The sequence below is a fragment of the Agrobacterium pusense genome (assembly GCF_013285525.1).
Lineage (GTDB): Bacteria > Pseudomonadota > Alphaproteobacteria > Rhizobiales > Rhizobiaceae > Agrobacterium > Agrobacterium pusense.
In genome coordinates this window covers 34459-51629 of sequence record NZ_CP053856.1, presented here as the reverse complement: position 1 = coordinate 51629, position 17171 = coordinate 34459, and the positions used below count along the sequence as shown (strand labels likewise).

Sequence of the window (17171 nt, the reverse complement as noted above, 5' to 3'; positions counted from 1 at the left end):
TATTTCAAACGGAAAACCGCATCAGAATTCCGTCCAGTCATCCTGAGCCAGCGCATTTGCGCCGCTGGTTCTAGGACGCGCGCGGGGCGCAGCTGGACGGGCGGACGTCGGGGCGGCAGCAGCGGGAGCGCGCATGGCCGCAGCGGCGGCACGCAATTGCTGGCTGGGCTGACCGCCGGAAACTACGAAACCGGCGACAAGCGATTTGAGCGTTTCGGCCTCGCTGTTGAGCGTCACGCTGGCAGCAGTGGTTTCCTCCACCATCGCCGCATTTTGCTGGGTGACCTGATCCATCTGCGTAACGGCGGAGTTGATTTCCTTCAGGCCCACCGCCTGCTCACTGGCTGAGGCCGAAATTTGCCGTATAAGCTGGTTGATCTGCAGAACCTGATCGGCGATCTTTTTCATCGTGTCGCCGGCCTTGCCGACCAGCTGAACACCCTCGCCCACCTGCGTGGCCGAGGTATTGATCAGACCCTTGATCTCCTTGGCAGCAGTTGCAGAGCGCTGCGCGAGTTCGCGCACTTCCTGTGCGACAACGGCAAAGCCCTTGCCGGCATCACCCGCGCGGGCCGCTTCCACCCCGGCATTCAGCGCCAGAAGATTGGTCTGGAAGGCGATCTCGTCGATGACGCCGATGATGCGAGAGATTTCCGCCGAAGATTGCGCAATGCCCTGCATGGAGTTCACGGCCTGCTGCACGACCTCGCCAGACTTGCCTGCGTCTTCACAGGCATGGCTGACGGCACCGGCCGCCTCTGCGGCGTTTTCGGCGCTGGAATTGACCTGGGCGGTCAGCTCGTTAAGCGCAGCGGCAGTTTCTTCAAGGCTGGCGGCCTGCTGTTCCGTGCGATGCGAGAGATCGCTGGCGGCGCGGGTGATCTCACCGGTGCCATTGCCGATGCTGACGACGGTTGCGTTGACGGTGGAAACCGTTTCCTCGAGGCTGGCAAGCGCCGAGTTGAAGTCCTCGCGCAGCTTTGCATACTCACCCGGGAACTCGTCCTGAATGCGGTAGGTCAGATTGCCCTGCGACAGGGCATTCAGGCCGGAACCGAGAACGCTGACAATGTGCTGCTGCATACGGCTGTTTTCATTGCGCTCGAATTCAGAGCGCTGGCGCTCCGTCTCGGCGTGACCACGCTGGGCGTCGGCTTCGGCCTCCATCTCACGGATGCCGGCAAGCTTGGCGCGGAAACCTTCAAGCGCTGTCGCAACCGAACCGGTCTCATCCTGCCGGTCTTGACCGGAGACGGGCACATCGTAGCGACCGTCGCTCAGCGTCCTGACGTCGGTAACCAGCGATGCAAGCGGGTTGCGGACGAAATAACGGACTGCAAAATAAAGCGCTGCAATGACGGCGGCAAGAATGACGATCGCACCGATGATCATCAGATAGGTCTGCTCCTGAACCGGAGCGTTCAAGGCCTGATGGGGAATATCAACAAGGACGACCCAGGTTGCGTTGAGACCCGGAACGGCGAAGGGATAAACGAGACGGTTATACGGCGCGTCGGTATCAAGGCCGAGGTCTTCGATGAGGCCCTGCTTGCCCGAAGCGATCGCGGTCTGGACAGTGGCTGCGCCCTCTCCGTCATAGGCTTTCATGTTCTGCTCGGGCGTCGGCGGCACCAGCCACTGGCCACCCTGGGAGACGAGCGTCACACGGCCGGTCTCGAAAGGATGCAGAGCCTGCAGCTTCTGGGTGAGAGACGCGAGCGAAATATCGACACCCGCCACGCCGATCATCTTGCCATCCGACATGACGGGATAGGCAAGCGAGGTCATGGTGGTCGGCACTTCCGTGCCTTCGGCGAGATAAGGTTGGGTAATCGCTCCCTTGCCGGTCTTGGCGGCCAGCGCATACCACTCCGCTGCGTAATCGTTCTTGAAGGTCGAGAACTGGATATCGCCCTTCTGGGTCTTGGACCAGTAAGGTGCGAAGGCGCCGGTCGCGTTGGTGCCGAGATCGAGCCTGTTGGCGATCTCTGTCGTCTGACCATCGAAAAGACCGAGCTGTTCGCAGAACCAGCTGCCGAATGCAAAAGTATTCTGCTCGACATTGGCCTTGAGGATGTTGACGATGCCAGGGCGATCCATCGACTTCGCCTGATGCGCCCGACCGATGACGCCAGCCATCGAGCGGGCAGCGCTGCCGAGTTCACCGACATCGGCGGCGATGACGTTGGCGATGGCGCGGGCTTCCGTATTGGCCTGATCCATGGTCAACGCGTGCACGCGCTCACTGGTCTGGGAGATGAGGAAAGAATTGGATGCAACGAGAACCGTGGTGATGGCACAGCCGGTTACGAGGATCAGCTTGGTCGCAAGCGACTTCACTTTGAGATTGAACATTTAGGTCCCAATGGAAATCGTCAACCCGAAGGAGCTGACGTCAACGGATGACAATCTCCGTCATGGAGGCCCGTCCGCATGGGACAGTGCGCTGCAGCGCGACAGGGCGAAGTTAGAATATGATTGCTAATTAAGCCCTAATATTACTTCGCCGCGCCATGCATCTTCAGTGTTCGTAGTAGTCGGAGATGATCTTCCAGGCATCGTCCGCCGTTTCGGCAAAGTGCAGGAGATTCATATCCTCGGGAGCGATGGTGCCGAAATCCGCCAAAAACTCGAAATTGACGACGGATCGCCAGAACTTTTCTCCAAAAAGAATGAGAGGGATCGGGGCCATGCGCTTGGTCTGGATCAGCGTCAAGGCTTCAAAAAGCTCATCGAGCGTACCGAAACCGCCGGGGAAAACCACCACGGCCTTTGCCCGCATCAGGAAGTGCATTTTCCGGATCGCGAAGTAGTGGAAATTGAAGCTCAGTTCCGGCGTTACATAAGGGTTGGGCGCCTGCTCGTGCGGCAGGACGATATTGAGGCCGATGGAAGGGCCGCCGGCATCCATGGCGCCTCGGTTACCCGCCTCCATGACGCCGGGGCCGCCGCCGGTGACCACCACATATTCCAGGTGACCGGATTTCGCGCCGTAGTCGGTGCAAAGGCGGGCGAATTTGCGCGCTTCGTCGTAATAAACCGAGGATTGCTCGAGATTGCGCTTCTGCGTTTCATTGCGCGCCGCCCAGGCCTCTCCTCCCGGTTCGGGAATGCGGGCGCCGCCAAACATGACGACGGTGGAATTGATCCCGCGTTCGGTGAGCGCCATTTCCGTCTTCAGAAGTTCCAGCTGCAGCCTGACGGGTCGCAATTCCTCGCGGCAGAGAAAGTCCGTATCCACATAGGCCAGCCGGTAGGACGGGGAGTCCGACTGCGGCGTCTTGACAACGACCTCGGCCTGCTGCTTGTCCACAGCGCTGCGCTTCAACGGGTCCCATACCCCGTCCTTGCGCCGCAATTTGCCGTTTTTCAGTCGTGTCATTTCCATGCCTTTCGTCTGCGGCGCCAAATCACCCAAATCGCATTGACGCCTTTCCAACACTCCCTTAGATCAAATGGCCAAAGCCTTCCAGCGGCACGGAACCCGCCGTGACCACGAACACACGCGACTTTAAGGAATTTTCCATGAGCCTCACGGATCTCTCTTCCCTCGAAACGATCATCGAAACCGCCTTCGACAACCGCGACAGCGTGAATGTATCGACGAAGGGCGAGGTTCGCGACGCCGTGGACACATCTCTTCAACTTCTCGACAGCGGCGAGGCACGCGTTGCTGAAAAGCAGGCGGATGGAAACTGGAAGGTGAACCAGTGGCTGAAAAAGGCCGTGCTTCTCTCCTTCCGTCTCAATGACATGGAAATCGTGACCGGTGGTCCGGGCGAAGCCACCTGGTGGGACAAGGTTCCGTCGAAGTTTGAAAACTGGGGTGAAAACCAGTTCCGCGCCGCCGGTTTCCGCGCGGTGCCAAACGCCGTCGTGCGCCGCTCGGCTTACGTGGCCAAGAACGTCGTGCTGATGCCTTCCTTCGTCAATCTCGGCGCCTATGTTGATGAAGGCACGATGGTCGATACCTGGGCAACGGTCGGCTCCTGCGCGCAGATCGGCAAGAACGTGCATCTCTCCGGCGGCGTCGGTATCGGCGGCGTTCTGGAGCCGCTGCAGGCAGGGCCCACCATCATCGAAGACAATTGCTTCATCGGTGCGCGTTCGGAAGTCGTGGAAGGCTGCATCGTGCGCGAGGGTGCTGTTCTCGGCATGGGCGTCTTCATCGGCAAATCGACCAAGATCGTTGATCGCGCCACCGGCGAGATCACCTATGGCGAAGTCCCGCCCTATTCCGTCGTCGTTGCCGGCACCATGCCGGGCAAACCGTTCCCGAATGGCGAGCCGGGCCCCAGCCTCTATTGCGCCGTGATCGTCAAGCGCGTCGATGAAAAGACCCGCTCCAAGACCGGCATCAACGAGCTTCTGCGCGACTGATATAAAGCTGATACCATGACCACGACCGATCCCGTTGCCAATCTCGCCGCCCTCATCCGTTGCCCTTCGGTGACGCCTGCGGAAGGCGGCGCGCTTACTCTGCTTGACAACCTGCTTTCTCCGCTCGGTTTTGCGGTGGAAAAAATGGTGGCGAGCGAGGCGGGAACACCCGATGTAGAGAACCTCTATGCCCGTCTCGGCAACGAGGGGCCACATCTGATGTTTGCGGGCCATACGGATGTGGTTCCCGTTGGGGATGAGGCCGCGTGGAGTCACCCACCTTTTGCCGCAGAGATTGCCGGTGGCGAAATGTTCGGTCGCGGTGCGGTGGACATGAAGGGCGGTATTGCCTGTTTTGTTGCCGCCATTGCCCGCCATATTGAAAAACACGGCAAGCCGCAGGGCTCCGTCTCCTTCCTGATCACCGGTGACGAGGAAGGCCCATCAATCAACGGCACTTCCAAGCTGCTGGAATGGGCTGCTGCAAAGGGCGAGACGTGGGACGCGTGTGTCGTCGGGGAACCGACCAATCCCGACCAGCTGGGCGACATGATCAAGATCGGCCGCCGGGGATCGCTCTCCGGTCGCATCACGGTCCATGGCGTGCAAGGCCACGCCGCCTATCCGCATCTCGCCGACAACCCAATTCGCGGTCTGCTGCAGTTGACGCATGCGCTGATGCATCCGCCCTTTGATCTCGGCACGGATAATTTCCAGCCTTCCAATCTCGAAGTAACGACCGTCGACACCGGCAACGCCGCCACCAATGTGATCCCGGCGCGGGCGACCGCCTCCTTCAACATCCGTTTCAACGACACATGGACAGCGGAGAGCCTTCGGGCGGAAATCATCCGCCGCCTCGATGCCGCTGCGGCAGACGGCGAGCTTCGCCCTGACCGGACACCGGTAAAGTACGAGATCGTCTGGGCGGACCGACCGGCCCATGTCTTTTTGACCCGGAACAATGCCCTCATTTCGTCGCTGTCAGGCGCGGTGGAGGCCGTGACCGGCAAGGAGCCGAAGCTTTCAACCACCGGCGGCACGTCGGATGCACGCTTCATCAAGGACTATTGCCCTGTCGTGGAGTTCGGCCTTGTCGGGCAGACCATGCACATGGTCGATGAGCGGGTAGCCATTGCCGATCTTGAGACGCTGACGCTTATTTACGAAACCTTTATCGAGCGCTGGTTCGCCCATGCCGACGGCAAGTGAAGTGAGGCTCTATCTGACGGGCCTGTGGCTGTTGCTGCTCGGCGACCATAATGGCGCACGTTACCTGGACCTGACCGAACGCGGCATGTGGCGGTCCTTCTATTCCGTCCTTTGGTGCCTGCCCGCCATGCTGGTTTCCTGGCTGTGGCTGCGGGCAGCGTTTCTCGCCAGCTACCCGCCGGGAACAGGAACGGGGTTCATCTTCTTCTTTCGCCTGGCGATGGTGGAGGCCATTTGCTGGATCGTGCCGCTGCTTTTGATCGGCATGTTGCTCTTTGCCTTTGGCGCACGTGAAAAATTCACGCCTCTCGTCACCACCATGAACTGGCTGTCGCTGCCCTTCTCATACGCCTACGCCGTTCTGATCCTGATTGCGTTCTTCCTGCCACCGTTGCAGGGGCTGATCGCGATTTTGTGGCTGGCGCTGCTTCTGTCGCTGGTCTTTGCCTTTTCACGGATCGTGCGGTTTTTTATCCGCGACCAGTCGCTGCTCGTCTCCGCCATCGTCATGACGCTACTGGTGCCCGGCATGCTTCTGTCGGAAGCGTTGCAGCGCTTTCTCGGTGTCTATCCGGCCTGAGAGAATTAGACGTCAATCCGCATCCTGCATCACCTCGGCTTCGGGGTGGCGGCGCGGCGGAATGACGTCGGGATAATCGACCTGCATGAAATAAAGACCGTCCGGTGGTGCGACCGGGCCACAGGCTTTTCGATCGCGTGCCTCCAGTGCGGCACGCACGTCCTCTGGCGTCATCGTGCCCTCGCCTGCCAGTTTCAGCGTGCCGGCGAAAGAGCGGATCTGGTTATGAAGGAAGCTCTGCGCCGTCGCGCGTATCTCGATGAGATCGCCATTGCGCGTCACATCCAGCCGGTCGAGCGTGCGCACGGGGCTGTTCGCCTGGCAGTGCACGGAGCGGAAGGTGGTGAAATCATGCCGGCCGACGAGCATCTGGGCGGCTTCATGCATGCACTCGTGATCGAGGTCCTTCGACACCCACCACGCCCGCTTGTGCTCCAGCGCCAGCCGGGCTTTGCGGCAGATGATGCGGTAGAGATAGTGCCGACGAAGGGCAGAAAAACGGGCGTCGAAATCCTCAGTCACGGAGGCGGCATCGAGCACGGCCACCGCTTCACCCGCCATGGCGAGATGCGCATTGATGGCATTGCGTAGCTTGTAGGGCTCCCAGTCTCGCGAGAGATCGACATGGACAACCTGCCCAACGGCATGCACGCCGGAATCGGTGCGGCCAGCGCCGCGAATGGAAACGCTCTCGCCGGTCAGCGACCGAACCGCAGCCTCCAGCGCACCCTGAACCGAGGGGCCGTTTTCCTGTCTCTGCCAGCCATAATAGGGCGTACCGTCATATTCGACGGTCATGCGGAAGCGTGGCATCAGCCGAGCCTCGTAGTGGCCGGAACCGGGGTACCGCGCACGAAATCGGCCGCCGACATCGGCTTGCCGCCCGCCTTCTGCAAACGGGTGAGCCGTAGGGCGCCGCTGCCGCAGGCAATGGTGAGAACATCATCCAGTGCGCTGCCTGCCTCGCCCATTCCGCTGGCGAGCTCGGACGCCAGTACCTTGACGCGCTCGGGCTTGCCGCCGATCTCCATCTCCAGCCATGCGCCGGGAAATGGCGAAAGGCCGCGAATATGATTATGCACATCCTGCGCCGGCCTTGAAAAATCGATACGGGTCTCGCTCTTGTCGATTTTTGCCGCGTATAGAACGCCCTCTTCCGCTTGCGGGACGAGGGGCAGGTCATCTGCTTCCAGCTTGTCCATCGCCTGACGCATCAACCGAGCGCCTGTCAGCATCAGGCTGTCATGCAGCTCGCCGGCCGTCATGTTCTCGCCGATCGTGACCTTTGCCGTAAGTGCAACAGGGCCGGTATCGAGACCCTTTTCCATTTTCATGACCATCATGCCGGTTTCGGTGTCACCCGCCATGATCGCCCGCTGGATGGGAGCCGCGCCGCGCCAGCGCGGCAGCAGCGAAGCGTGACCATTGTAACAGCCAAGCCGCGTGCCGGAGAGGACCGCTTCAGGCAGCAGCAGCCCGTAAGCCACGACGACCGCGACATCGGCATTGAAATCCCGAAACTGCTGGCGATCTTCCTCCGCCTTGAAATTCAAGGGTGTCAGTACCGGTAAGCCCAGCAGTTCCGCAGCCTGATGCACCGGCGATTTCTGCAGATCAAGGCCGCGACGGCCGCCTGGACGCGGTGGCTGGGTATAGACGGCAGCAATCTCGTGGCCCGCTTCCACCAGTGCACGCAACGTCGGAACGGAAAAATCCGGCGTGCCCATGAATATGATGCGAAGAGCCATGATTGCCCCCTGCCCTGTCTTCCGCTCCGTCAGCTGTGCGACGGATCAGACTTTTGCGCGGGCTGCTTTCGTAAATTTCTTGATGACCATGTCCCGCTTCAACCGCGAGATATGGTCGATGAACAGAACACCATTCAGGTGATCGATCTCATGCTGCAGGCAGGTTGCCAACAGACCATCCGCCTCGACCGTCTGCTGCTTGCCGTCACGACCGACATATTGCACCGTGAGCGACGCAGGGCGCTCCACCTCGGCATAATAATCGGGAATCGAGAGACAGCCTTCCTCATAGGTGGAAATATCATCCGAAACCTTGAGGATTTCCGGATTGATGAAGACGATCGGGGTCTTTTCTTCGCCTTCACGCGCAACATCGATCACCAGCAACCGGCGCGGCACACCTATCTGGATGGCGGCAAGGCCGATGCCGGGGGCATCATACATCGTTTCCAGCATGTCGTCCGCCAAACGCAGCACCTCGGCATCCACCTTTTCGATGGGCTTCGATTGCTGGCGCAGCACGGGATCGGGCAAAATGATAAGCGGTTTGATGGTCATGGCTTCCCATAACGTATCTCTCGCGCGGAGGAAATAAAAAACACGACGATGAAAACGGCTCGCGGCATCCGTTCTGCCGGACTCATTTCCGCCGCAGGAATGTTCTTGTTTTGATCTTCCGAATCGATCGAAATCTGCTAGATTTAGTCATGAACACAGACTTCTCCGTTCTCCTTCAACCCGCGCTGCGGGCCGGCTCAGTCGATATCAGCTTCGGCGCGCTTCTCGCTGCCGCGATTTTCGGCCTTGTCGTTACATGGCTTGTGACGGCAAACCGGTCGAAGAAAGCTGGGGCCGATGGCGAGATCTCCGACCTGCTCAAAACCCAGTCTGAACTGCATGGCCGGATCGCGGCCATGGCGGAAACGCTTGGCACGCGTCAGACGGAGATGAGCCAGACGCTGAATCAGCGTCTTGATGGCATGTCGCAGCGGCTGGGCGAAACGCTGACGGAGCAGACCCGGTCTACCCATGAAAATCTGAGCCGCCTTCAGGAGCGCCTGGCGGTCATCGATGCCGCACAGGGCAATATTCAGGATCTGGCCAAGGACGTGGTCGGGCTTCAGGCGATACTTTCCAACAAGCAGACACGCGGCGCCTTCGGACAGGCGCGCATGGAGACGTTGATCGCCGACGCCCTGCCGCCGGGTTCCTTCCAGCTGCAGCCGACACTTTCCAACGGTTACCGGCCGGACTGCACGATCAAGATGCCGAACAATGCGCCGCCGCTCGTCATCGATGCCAAGTTTCCGCTGGAAGCCTGGAACGCCATCAAGGCGGACGAGACGCCGGAAACCAAACGCGCGGCCGTGCAGCAGTTCCGCCGGGACATGGAAGTGCATATTCGCGATGTCGCCGAGAAATATCTCATTCGCGGCGAGACACAGGATACCGCCTTCATCTTCGTGCCGTCGGAATCGATTTTCGCCGATATCCACCAGCATTTCGAATATCTAGTGCAGCGCGCCCATCGCGCCCGGGTGGTCATCGTTTCGCCATCGCTGCTGATGCTGTCGGTACAGGTCATCCAGTCCGTGCTCAAAGACCAGCGCATGCGCGAACAGGCGCATCTCATTCAGGGTGAAGTGGCGCTGCTCATGGACGATGTGCGGCGGCTGGACGATCGGACGCGGAAGCTGCAGGCCCATTTCGGGCTGGCGCAGAAGGACGTCGACATGATGCTCATCTCCTCCGACAAGGTACTGGCGCGCGGACAGAAAATCGAGGGGCTCGATTTCTCACCAACGGAAAAAGACGCGCCGCACGGAGAAATCGAGCAGGCCCGGCGCTTTGCCGAAAACCGAGCCGGTGCGGCCAAATTGCGGGTGGTTGACGACGAGTGATCGTCTCGGGCAAAGTCGCCGCCTTGCTTAAATTTCATACGGACCCAGCGCCCCATGATTACTGTTTTCGGCTCCATCAACATGGACCTCGTCGCGACCGCCAAACGTCTGCCCAAGCCCGGTGAAACCGTAACGGGAGAGACATTCTCCACGGCCGCCGGCGGCAAGGGAGCCAATCAGGCGCTGGCCGCACGGCGTGCGGGCGCCACGGTCAAGATGGCGGGCGCTGCGGGTGATGACACCTTTGCCGCTCCAGCACTGACCTTGCTGCGGGACGCGGGAACCGATCTGTCATTGGTCAAAACCGCGCCCGGCCCGACTGGAACGGCGGTTATCCTGATCGGTGAAGGCGGAGAGAACATGATCTCGGTCATTCCCGCTGCGAATGGTGAGGTCTCGGCATCCGACGCGGCAAAGACCATATCCGAAATGGCTGCAAGCGATATTCTCATGCTGCAGTTCGAGATACCGGCACCCGCCATCGAAGCTGCACTGACGGCCGCAAAGGCGAAACGCGTCACCACCGTCATCAACACAGCACCGCTGACCGCGGACGGACCGCGTCTCGCCGGCCTTGCCGATATCGTCATCGCCAATGAAACCGAGTTCGAGCTCCTGATCGGCAAGAATGGCCTCTCCAGCGACCAGCGGGAAAACGAACTCAAGGCCCTTCACGAGAGGACCGGCCAGACTTTGATCGTCACGCTTGGTGCGGATGGCGTGATCGCCATTCGTAATGGCAAGCTCTACAGGGCTTCCGGCCTGAAGATCGAGCCGGTCGATACGGTTGGTGCGGGCGATACCTTCTGCGGATATCTCGCCGCGAGCCTCGATCAGGGAATGGATTTCGAAAGGGCTCTGAAGCGCGCCGCGGTTGCGGGCTCGCTCGCCTGCACGCGTGCCGGCGCGCAGCCTTCCATTCCGCAGGCAGCGGAAGTTGACGCGGCCCTTTAAGGGGTCTTGCCGTTAGCGCATTTTCCAGACGTGAAACCGCTGCGCACTTTTACTGGAAATGCTTTAGCGACGGATGAAGGTGAGATAGGCCGAGCTGCGGCCTTCTCTTTTCGCCTTGTTCTCGTAACGCGTGCCCGGCCAGTTGGCATAGGGCGTGCGCCAGTCATCAGCGCTTGTCGCCGTCCATTCAAAGCCGCCATGCCGGGCGCAATGCTGCAGCGTCCAGTTGACGTAAGTGTCGATGTCAGACGCAAAGCAGAACTTGCCGCCGGGTTTCAACACACGATGGAAACGGGCGAGATTGACGTCTGACACGAAACGCCGCTTCCAGTGCTTCTTTTTCGGCCATGGATCGGGATAAAGCAGATCGATGTGATCGATCGATGCCTCAGGCAGCCAGTCGAGCAGCTGCGTCGCATCATCGTCGTAAAGGCGGATATTCATCAGTTCACGTTCGCGAACCGTGGCGAGCAGCTTGGCCATGGAATTGACGAAGGGCTCGACACCGATGAAACCCGTCTCGGGATTTTCGACCGCGCGGTGGGCGAGATGTTCGCCACCGCCGAAACCGATCTCAAGACGGATCGATCGCACATCTGCCGGAAAGAGCGCGGCGAGATTTTGCGGTGGCACGCTTTCCAGATCGATTTTCAGCAAAGGCAGCAGATTTTCGATCGTATCGACCTGCTGATTGCGCAGGGGCTTGCCCTTGCGCCTGCCAAAAAACGCTTCCGTCGCGCGCGAACGCCGTTCTTCCGTCATCTCATACTCTCAAGACCAAATAGACTTAACCCGCACAGCACCCCGTGAGGCACTGTGCGGGTTACAAAACTCGGTGACGGTATCTCTCAATCGCCGCCAAATAACAAGCGCGATATCCAGTTGACGCATTTTCCGGACGTAAAACCGCTACGCACTTTTACTGGAAATGCTTAAGCGCTCAAAGCTTCCTTAAGCGGCTTCACCAGATCGAGCTTCTCCCAGGAGAAGGAGCCGTCGCGGCCAGCCTTGCGGCCGAAGTGGCCGTAGGAAGACGTCTTGGCGTAGATCGGCTTGTTGAGATCGAGATGACGGCGAATGCCCGATGGCGAAAGGTCCATGACCTTGCGGATCGCGGCCTCGACCTGATCTTCGCTGACCTTGCCGGTGCCATGCAGATCGACATAGATCGACAGCGGCTGCGCAATGCCGATTGCATAGGAAATCTGAATGGTGCAGCGCTCGGCGAGGCCGGCAGCCACGACGTTCTTCGCAAGGTAGCGGGCGGCATAGGCGGCGGAACGGTCGACCTTGGTCGTGTCCTTGCCCGAGAATGCGCCACCACCGTGCGGGGCAGCACCGCCATAGGTGTCAACGATGATCTTGCGGCCGGTCAGGCCGGCATCACCATCGGGACCGCCGATGACGAACTTGCCGGTCGGGTTGATATACCACTGGCAATCGTCGGCGATCTTCAGGTCGCCAAGCGCTTCGCGGATATAGGGTTCGACAACAGCGCGAACCTTCTTCGAATCCCAGCTTGCATCGAGATGCTGCGTGGACAGCACGATGGAGACGGCTTCGGAAGCCTTGCCGTCGACGTAACGAACCGTCACCTGGCTCTTGGCGTCGGGGCCGAGCTTGGCCGCCTCGCCTTCGCCGCTTTTACGGGCGGTGGCGAGCAGCTGCAGGATACGGTGGGAATAATAGATCGGCGCCGGCATGAGGTCAGGCGTTTCCTTGCAGGCGTAACCGAACATGATGCCCTGGTCGCCGGCACCCTCGTCGCCCTGCTTGTCGGAAGCGTTGTCCACACCCTGCGCGATATCAGCCGACTGCGGATGCAGGAGAACGTCGATCTTGGCGGTCTTCCAGTGGAAACCATCCTGCTCGTAGCCAATATCGCGGATAGCCTTGCGGGCGGCGGATTTGAACTTCGAGGGATTGATAACCGGATGGCCGGCTGCGTCCTTGAGGACCTTGCCGTCCTTGTCCTTCTTCAGCAGCGTATCGGGAACCCGAACCTCACCCGCAATCACGACGCGGTTGGTCGTTGCAAGCGTTTCGCAGGCGATGCGCACGGTCCACGGGTCCACGCCCGTCTTGGCCGCTTCACGGTAAATGAGATCCACGATTTCATCGGAAATACGATCACAAACCTTGTCCGGATGACCCTCGGCCACGGACTCGCTGGTGAACAGATAATTGGCACGCATGCGGGATTCCCCTGAAAGAACGGTCTTCGAGTTTGTTAGTCATTTCGGCCGCGAAAAACAAGGACACAACCACATAAATATATCTTTATGTGAGAATTCCTTTCTAATCTGGCACAAAAAAACGGTCCCTGCGGACCGTTGAGTGCCCGGCATCCCGTGCCGGAAATTTTCTGCGCTGCAGGGGCCAGGCCCTACTCGGCATCGCCCTCGGCGGCGAGCGCCTTGACGAGATCGACCAGACGGCGACGGACCTTCGGGTCGGCGATCTTCACGAAGGCGCGGTTCAACTGCAAACCTTCCGCCGAAGACAGGAAGTCGACGACGTAATTGGAGCTCGAGGCTTCCGCCATGCCGGATGTACCGCCAGCCTGATCGCCGGGTGCATCTTCGAAAAAAAAGGAAACCGGTACATTGAGGATCGCCGAGATATTCTGCAGGCGGCTGGCGCCAACACGGTTCGTGCCCTTTTCGTACTTCTGAATTTGCTGAAAGGTAATTCCGAGACTTTCACCCAGTTTTTCCTGGCTCATGCCGAGCATGGTTCTGCGAAGACGAATTCGGCTTCCGACATGAATGTCGATGGGGTTAGGCTTTTTCTTATTTTCGGTCATCATGCGGTCCTGACACTCGGATGGGTTGATATCTCGCTTCATTACTATTCGAAGAAATGAGCCGGTATTTCGACAGCAGCTAAACTTGTTTTACGACTGACGTATTCACTATGCAATTGCAGGAGTTCCCGGTCAATTCTGGCGCCGGGCAAAACTCCAGGCAGGAAATACCGCAGCGATCATCATCACGGAAAAAATCAACCAGAAATACGTCCGATGTGTGTCGTAAGTAAATGCGTCGTTTGACCCACCACTCAAAGTGGCGTCAACAATGCCCACCCGACCGTAATCCAATCCGGCAATAATGCGGCCATAAGGGTCTATAACCGCCGAGATACCCGTATTGGCACCGCGAATCACCGGCACACCCGTCTCAACCGCCCGCACTCTGGCCTGAAGAAAGTGCTGATACGGCCCAGGCGTATCACCAAACCAGCCGTCATTCGTCACATTGAGGATCGCCGCCGAGCCAGCGAGAGCCGGCGTCATCTCACCGGGAAAAATGATCTCGTAACAGATCAGCGGATAAAAGGTCTTTCCGGATGGAAGCGTCAGGGGCGTGCGCGAAGAGGCTGCTGAAAAGCCCCCGGGCAGGGCGATGACATTATCAATGCCAAACTCCCGCAGGATACCCTCGAAGGGAACATATTCTCCAAAGGGGGTCAGATGGACCTTGTCCGTCGCGCCGATGATTTCTCCCTGACTGTCGATGGCGTAGACCGAGTTATAATAACGCGGCGGCCTGCCAGCACCCGCATCTTCCATCCTGACGGCTCCGGTGAAGAGCACCTGCCCGTCTTGCAGCGTCTTTGCGATCTCGGCCAGCGCGTCAGGATTTTGCGTCAGGATGAACGGCACCGAGGTTTCGGGCCAGACAATGATGTCGGGGCGCTTTTTGCCTTCGCCAGGAGGCAGGGCTGTCAGCCGCAGATGCTCGCCGAAAATCTCGGCGCGGTCATCATTCAGCATCTTGCGAGACTGATCGATGGACGGTTGGACAATTCTGACTGTCACCGCATCTGCCGGTGTCTCCGCGGGTGTCTGGAGGCGGTAGAAGCCATAACCCACATGGCTGGCCAACAGCAGCGCCGCCAGGGAAAGGCCGGGCCACATGCCTTTTCTCGTGGCGATGAGCGCGGGGGAGGCGAAGGTGAAAACGGCAAGCGTGGTCACACCAAAAAGACCGATCAGATGCGCCGACTGCATCATGACCGGGATCGGCATGATGCCGTAACCTATGGCGTTCCACGGAAAGCCCGTCGCCAGGAAACTGCGCAGCCATTCCGTAAATCCGAATGCGGCGGCAAGGGCGGCGATCCGGCCTAGACCGTTCGACCACACAAGATTGGCCGCAGCAACCGCGAAACCGTAAAACAGCGCCAGAAAGGCCGGAAGCCCAAGGATGGCAAGCGGCAGCGCCCAGGCAAATTCATCCGCTTCAAGCAGAAGCGCGTTGCCCAGCCACCACAGGCCAGCCACGAAATAACCGAGACCGAAACACCAGCCTATACCAAAAGCGGGAAGGATGCGGCTGAAGAGGCCGCCGCCCGGCTTGCCGGTGCAGCCATCCACCAGCCAGACCAACAGGGTGAAAGACAGGAAAAGCGCTGCGAAGAAACCGAATGGAGGCAGGGCGAGCGCTCCGACCGCGCCTGCAGCAATCGCCATCACTGCGCGGCTCATGCCGCCGGCCAGCATCACCCTGCCTGCAAGACGCTCCATGCCATCTCCGTATCATGCGCATCCGGAAACCCGCTCCAGGCAAGCCATTCCGCGAAATTTCCCTTTCTTTCGACGTAAAGGAAAAAAGATTCGCCGTCCACATCAGGCAGGGCAGATGGAGCGGGATCTCATACCCGGGTAGTCGAACCCGCAGAATCCGGAAGATCAAACGGCGGGATCGACGGGGGCTACCCGTCTATCCTTTCAGTCCACGTTCTGCTGATGGGCGATCAACCGCGTCTCCGGCGGCGGCAATGCAATCACCTCACCGGCATCGCCGGGGGCGCGGTCGTCTTCTCCTTCGGAGCCGTGATCGCGTACGATACGGACACCCTTGATACGCCTCGTATCCGCATCGAGGATCTGAAACTCGAAACCGGGCACGGCGCGAACGACCTCGCCCTTGGCGGGAATACGGCCCAGCGCGAAGAAGATGAGTCCACCGAGCGTATCGATTTCTTCCAGATGTTCGCGCACGTCGAATTCCGGACCGATAGCCTCGGCAAGTTCGGTGAGTTCCGCGCGGGCATCCGCCACGAGCACATCGGCAGAAAGACGCGAGAACATCGCCTCGTCCTTGTCGTGCTCGTCGTCGATGTCCCCAACCACCATCTCGACGATGTCTTCATGGCTGACAAGACCGTCGGTACCGCCATATTCATCGATCACCACGGCGAGCTGGGTTCTCTGGGCCTGCATGGTCTTCAGAAGATCGGAGGCCAACATGGACGGCGGCGCGAAAAGAATCTTGCGCACCAGCCCGGCGTCGGCAACCGTCTTTTCCAGATCGACCCGCGCCAGATCGAAATTCGGCCGCGGCGACCGCGGCGCCTTCACTTCACCGTAAGCGACGCCACGCGATCCCACCCGGCGCTTGTTGCGAGCCTGTTTGGCAACATAGGCAAGCAGATCGCGGATATGGATCATCCCCTTGGGGTCGTCCAGCGTCTCTTCATAAACCGGCATGCGGGAACGTCCGGTTTCCTCAAACAGGATCAGCGCGTCACCGATCGTCATATTCTGATCGAGACCGTCAATATCCACCCGAGGGATCATGATATCTTCGACCCTGATCTCACGGAAACGGAGGATGTTGTGTAGCATCGCCCGTTCTTCGGGCGTAAAAGCGGCGCCTATTTCAGTGTCGTCCATCAGCGCATCGGTCAGATCCTCGCGCAGGCGCTCACCCTGAGACGGTTTCAGCAACCGCGCGATGCGCGACCAGATGGTCGATCTCGGTTTGGCATTGTAGTCCTGACGTAAGTGACTACTGCCCTCCTCCGAAGAGGACTGCTCGCCGTTTTCTCTGCCCTCATTGGCAGGTCGTGCAGAATGTTCGTTCATGGCTCCAGACAATATTTAAAGCGGTTCTTGACCCGCATAGGGATCAGATAGGCCAAGCACCGCCAAAATGCGAGTCTCAAGCGACTCCATTTCTTCCGCTTCTTCCTCGTCCATGTGGTCATAACCAAACAAATGCAGGAACCCATGAACGAGAAGATGGGTCAGATGATCCTCGAAACTCTTCTCAAGTTCAAGGGCCTCTCGCTCTACCGTTTCTCTCGCGACGACGATATCGCCCAGCATAGGGCCGGGCATTCCGCCCGGCTCCAGCGGAAAAGCAGGGAAAGACAAGACGTTGGTCGCCTTGTCCTTGTCACGCCACTCGGCATTGATTTCCCGGATATTTTCATCGTCGGTGAAGACCAGCGAGAGCTCGACCGGCATTTTCGGGAAGGGTTGATCCTCTTCCCGCTTCAGAAAATCGACCGCCGCATCCAGCGTCTTTGACGCAAAGGCAGACAGGTCCTCTTCCGAGGACCAGCCTTCGGCCTCGACGCTGATTTGAATATCCAGAGCTGTCATTG

General features: G+C 59.4%; 16 protein-coding genes. 5 read left to right on the top strand and 11 right to left on the bottom strand.

What is annotated here, in order from left to right; translation table 11 throughout:
- Positions 1-21 precede the first annotated feature (21 nt).
- Both HQN82_RS00245 and HQN82_RS00240 read right to left on the bottom strand, forming a co-directional pair.
- Positions 22-2355, bottom strand: coding sequence for a methyl-accepting chemotaxis protein (locus HQN82_RS00245; RefSeq protein ID WP_004439652.1), 2334 nt, complete (start codon positions 2353-2355; stop codon positions 22-24).
- 166 nt (positions 2356-2521) lie between these two features.
- Positions 2522-3382, bottom strand: a complete 861-nt coding sequence (locus HQN82_RS00240) for an LOG family protein (protein ID WP_004439649.1) — start codon at positions 3380-3382, stop codon at positions 2522-2524.
- Positions 3383-3525: 143 nt separating this feature from the next.
- Here HQN82_RS00240 and dapD point away from each other — a divergent pair, with 143 nt between their 5' ends.
- From dapD to HQN82_RS00225, 3 genes are read left to right on the top strand one after another with little or no spacing between them, the layout of a single operon-like run.
- On the top strand, positions 3526-4380 hold the full coding sequence (gene dapD, locus HQN82_RS00235; RefSeq protein ID WP_006698917.1) for a 2,3,4,5-tetrahydropyridine-2,6-dicarboxylate N-succinyltransferase: 855 nt from the start codon (positions 3526-3528) through the stop codon (positions 4378-4380).
- Positions 4381-4395: 15 nt separating this feature from the next.
- Positions 4396-5592, top strand: a complete 1197-nt coding sequence (dapE, locus tag HQN82_RS00230; RefSeq protein ID WP_112766097.1) for a succinyl-diaminopimelate desuccinylase — start codon at positions 4396-4398, stop codon at positions 5590-5592.
- Positions 5576-6172: a hypothetical protein gene (locus tag HQN82_RS00225; protein ID WP_004439642.1), complete on the top strand. Its 597-nt coding sequence runs from the start codon at positions 5576-5578 to the stop codon at positions 6170-6172. The genes dapE and HQN82_RS00225 overlap by 17 nt, the downstream gene beginning before the upstream one ends.
- Before the next feature lie 12 nt (positions 6173-6184).
- Here the strand turns inward: HQN82_RS00225 and truA are convergent, their stop codons facing one another.
- The 3 genes from truA to def are packed head-to-tail and all read right to left on the bottom strand — an operon-like array spanning position 6185 to position 8478.
- A complete protein-coding gene (gene truA, locus HQN82_RS00220; protein ID WP_045532939.1) occupies positions 6185-6985 on the bottom strand; it encodes a tRNA pseudouridine(38-40) synthase TruA in 801 nt (266 codons plus the stop codon).
- On the bottom strand, positions 6985-7920 hold the full coding sequence (gene fmt / locus HQN82_RS00215) for a methionyl-tRNA formyltransferase (RefSeq protein ID WP_112766096.1): 936 nt from the start codon (positions 7918-7920) through the stop codon (positions 6985-6987). The genes truA and fmt overlap by 1 nt, the downstream gene beginning before the upstream one ends.
- A gap of 45 nt (positions 7921-7965) precedes the next feature.
- A complete protein-coding gene (def, locus tag HQN82_RS00210) occupies positions 7966-8478 on the bottom strand; it encodes a peptide deformylase (RefSeq protein WP_004439632.1) in 513 nt (170 codons plus the stop codon).
- Positions 8479-8627: 149 nt separating this feature from the next.
- Here def and HQN82_RS00205 point away from each other — a divergent pair, with 149 nt between their 5' ends.
- Together HQN82_RS00205 and HQN82_RS00200 are read left to right on the top strand one after the other, a co-directional pair.
- Positions 8628-9821: a DNA recombination protein RmuC gene (locus tag HQN82_RS00205; RefSeq protein ID WP_045532944.1), complete on the top strand. Its 1194-nt coding sequence runs from the start codon at positions 8628-8630 to the stop codon at positions 9819-9821.
- A gap of 54 nt (positions 9822-9875) precedes the next feature.
- Positions 9876-10775, top strand: coding sequence for a ribokinase (locus HQN82_RS00200; protein ID WP_112766094.1), 900 nt, complete (start codon positions 9876-9878; stop codon positions 10773-10775).
- Between the two features lie 63 nt (positions 10776-10838).
- Here the strand turns inward: HQN82_RS00200 and trmB are convergent, their stop codons facing one another.
- The 6 genes from trmB to ybeY all read right to left on the bottom strand — a co-directional run bounded on the left by trmB (position 10839) and on the right by ybeY (position 17169).
- The gene (gene trmB, locus HQN82_RS00195; protein WP_112766093.1) at positions 10839-11537 is read right to left on the bottom strand and encodes a tRNA (guanosine(46)-N7)-methyltransferase TrmB; all 699 of its coding nucleotides are present in this window, start codon (positions 11535-11537) and stop codon (positions 10839-10841) included.
- Positions 11538-11707: 170 nt separating this feature from the next.
- Positions 11708-12970, bottom strand: a complete 1263-nt coding sequence (gene metK, locus HQN82_RS00190) for a methionine adenosyltransferase (protein WP_004439623.1) — start codon at positions 12968-12970, stop codon at positions 11708-11710.
- Positions 12971-13161: 191 nt separating this feature from the next.
- A complete protein-coding gene (locus HQN82_RS00185; protein WP_004439621.1) occupies positions 13162-13581 on the bottom strand; it encodes a helix-turn-helix domain-containing protein in 420 nt (139 codons plus the stop codon).
- A gap of 132 nt (positions 13582-13713) precedes the next feature.
- The gene (gene lnt / locus HQN82_RS00180; RefSeq protein ID WP_112766092.1) at positions 13714-15303 is read right to left on the bottom strand and encodes an apolipoprotein N-acyltransferase; all 1590 of its coding nucleotides are present in this window, start codon (positions 15301-15303) and stop codon (positions 13714-13716) included.
- Positions 15304-15507: 204 nt separating this feature from the next.
- Positions 15508-16647, bottom strand: a complete 1140-nt coding sequence (locus HQN82_RS00175) for a hemolysin family protein (RefSeq protein ID WP_004439615.1) — start codon at positions 16645-16647, stop codon at positions 15508-15510.
- A 15-nt stretch (positions 16648-16662) separates the two neighbouring features.
- Positions 16663-17169 carry an rRNA maturation RNase YbeY gene (ybeY, locus tag HQN82_RS00170; RefSeq protein WP_006698908.1) on the bottom strand — a complete coding sequence of 169 codons (507 nt, stop codon included), beginning with the start codon at positions 17167-17169 and terminating at the stop codon, positions 16663-16665.
- Positions 17170-17171: the final 2 nt, after the last annotated feature.

Coding starts and splice junctions, on each gene's coding strand:
- HQN82_RS00245 (WP_004439652.1), bottom strand. CDS start 2,355: ATGTTCAATCTCAAAGTGAAGTCGCTTGCGACCAAGCTGATCCTCGTA.
- HQN82_RS00240 (WP_004439649.1), bottom strand. CDS start 3,382: ATGACACGACTGAAAAACGGCAAATTGCGGCGCAAGGACGGGGTATGG.
- dapD (WP_006698917.1), top strand. CDS start 3,526: ATGAGCCTCACGGATCTCTCTTCCCTCGAAACGATCATCGAAACCGCC.
- dapE (WP_112766097.1), top strand. CDS start 4,396: ATGACCACGACCGATCCCGTTGCCAATCTCGCCGCCCTCATCCGTTGC.
- HQN82_RS00225 (WP_004439642.1), top strand. CDS start 5,576: ATGCCGACGGCAAGTGAAGTGAGGCTCTATCTGACGGGCCTGTGGCTG.
- truA (WP_045532939.1), bottom strand. CDS start 6,985: ATGCCACGCTTCCGCATGACCGTCGAATATGACGGTACGCCCTATTAT.
- fmt (WP_112766096.1), bottom strand. CDS start 7,920: ATGGCTCTTCGCATCATATTCATGGGCACGCCGGATTTTTCCGTTCCG.
- def (WP_004439632.1), bottom strand. CDS start 8,478: ATGACCATCAAACCGCTTATCATTTTGCCCGATCCCGTGCTGCGCCAG.
- HQN82_RS00205 (WP_045532944.1), top strand. CDS start 8,628: ATGAACACAGACTTCTCCGTTCTCCTTCAACCCGCGCTGCGGGCCGGC.
- HQN82_RS00200 (WP_112766094.1), top strand. CDS start 9,876: ATGATTACTGTTTTCGGCTCCATCAACATGGACCTCGTCGCGACCGCC.
- trmB (WP_112766093.1), bottom strand. CDS start 11,537: ATGACGGAAGAACGGCGTTCGCGCGCGACGGAAGCGTTTTTTGGCAGG.
- metK (WP_004439623.1), bottom strand. CDS start 12,970: ATGCGTGCCAATTATCTGTTCACCAGCGAGTCCGTGGCCGAGGGTCAT.
- HQN82_RS00185 (WP_004439621.1), bottom strand. CDS start 13,581: ATGACCGAAAATAAGAAAAAGCCTAACCCCATCGACATTCATGTCGGA.
- lnt (WP_112766092.1), bottom strand. CDS start 15,303: ATGGAGCGTCTTGCAGGCAGGGTGATGCTGGCCGGCGGCATGAGCCGC.
- HQN82_RS00175 (WP_004439615.1), bottom strand. CDS start 16,647: ATGAACGAACATTCTGCACGACCTGCCAATGAGGGCAGAGAAAACGGC.
- ybeY (WP_006698908.1), bottom strand. CDS start 17,169: ATGACAGCTCTGGATATTCAAATCAGCGTCGAGGCCGAAGGCTGGTCC.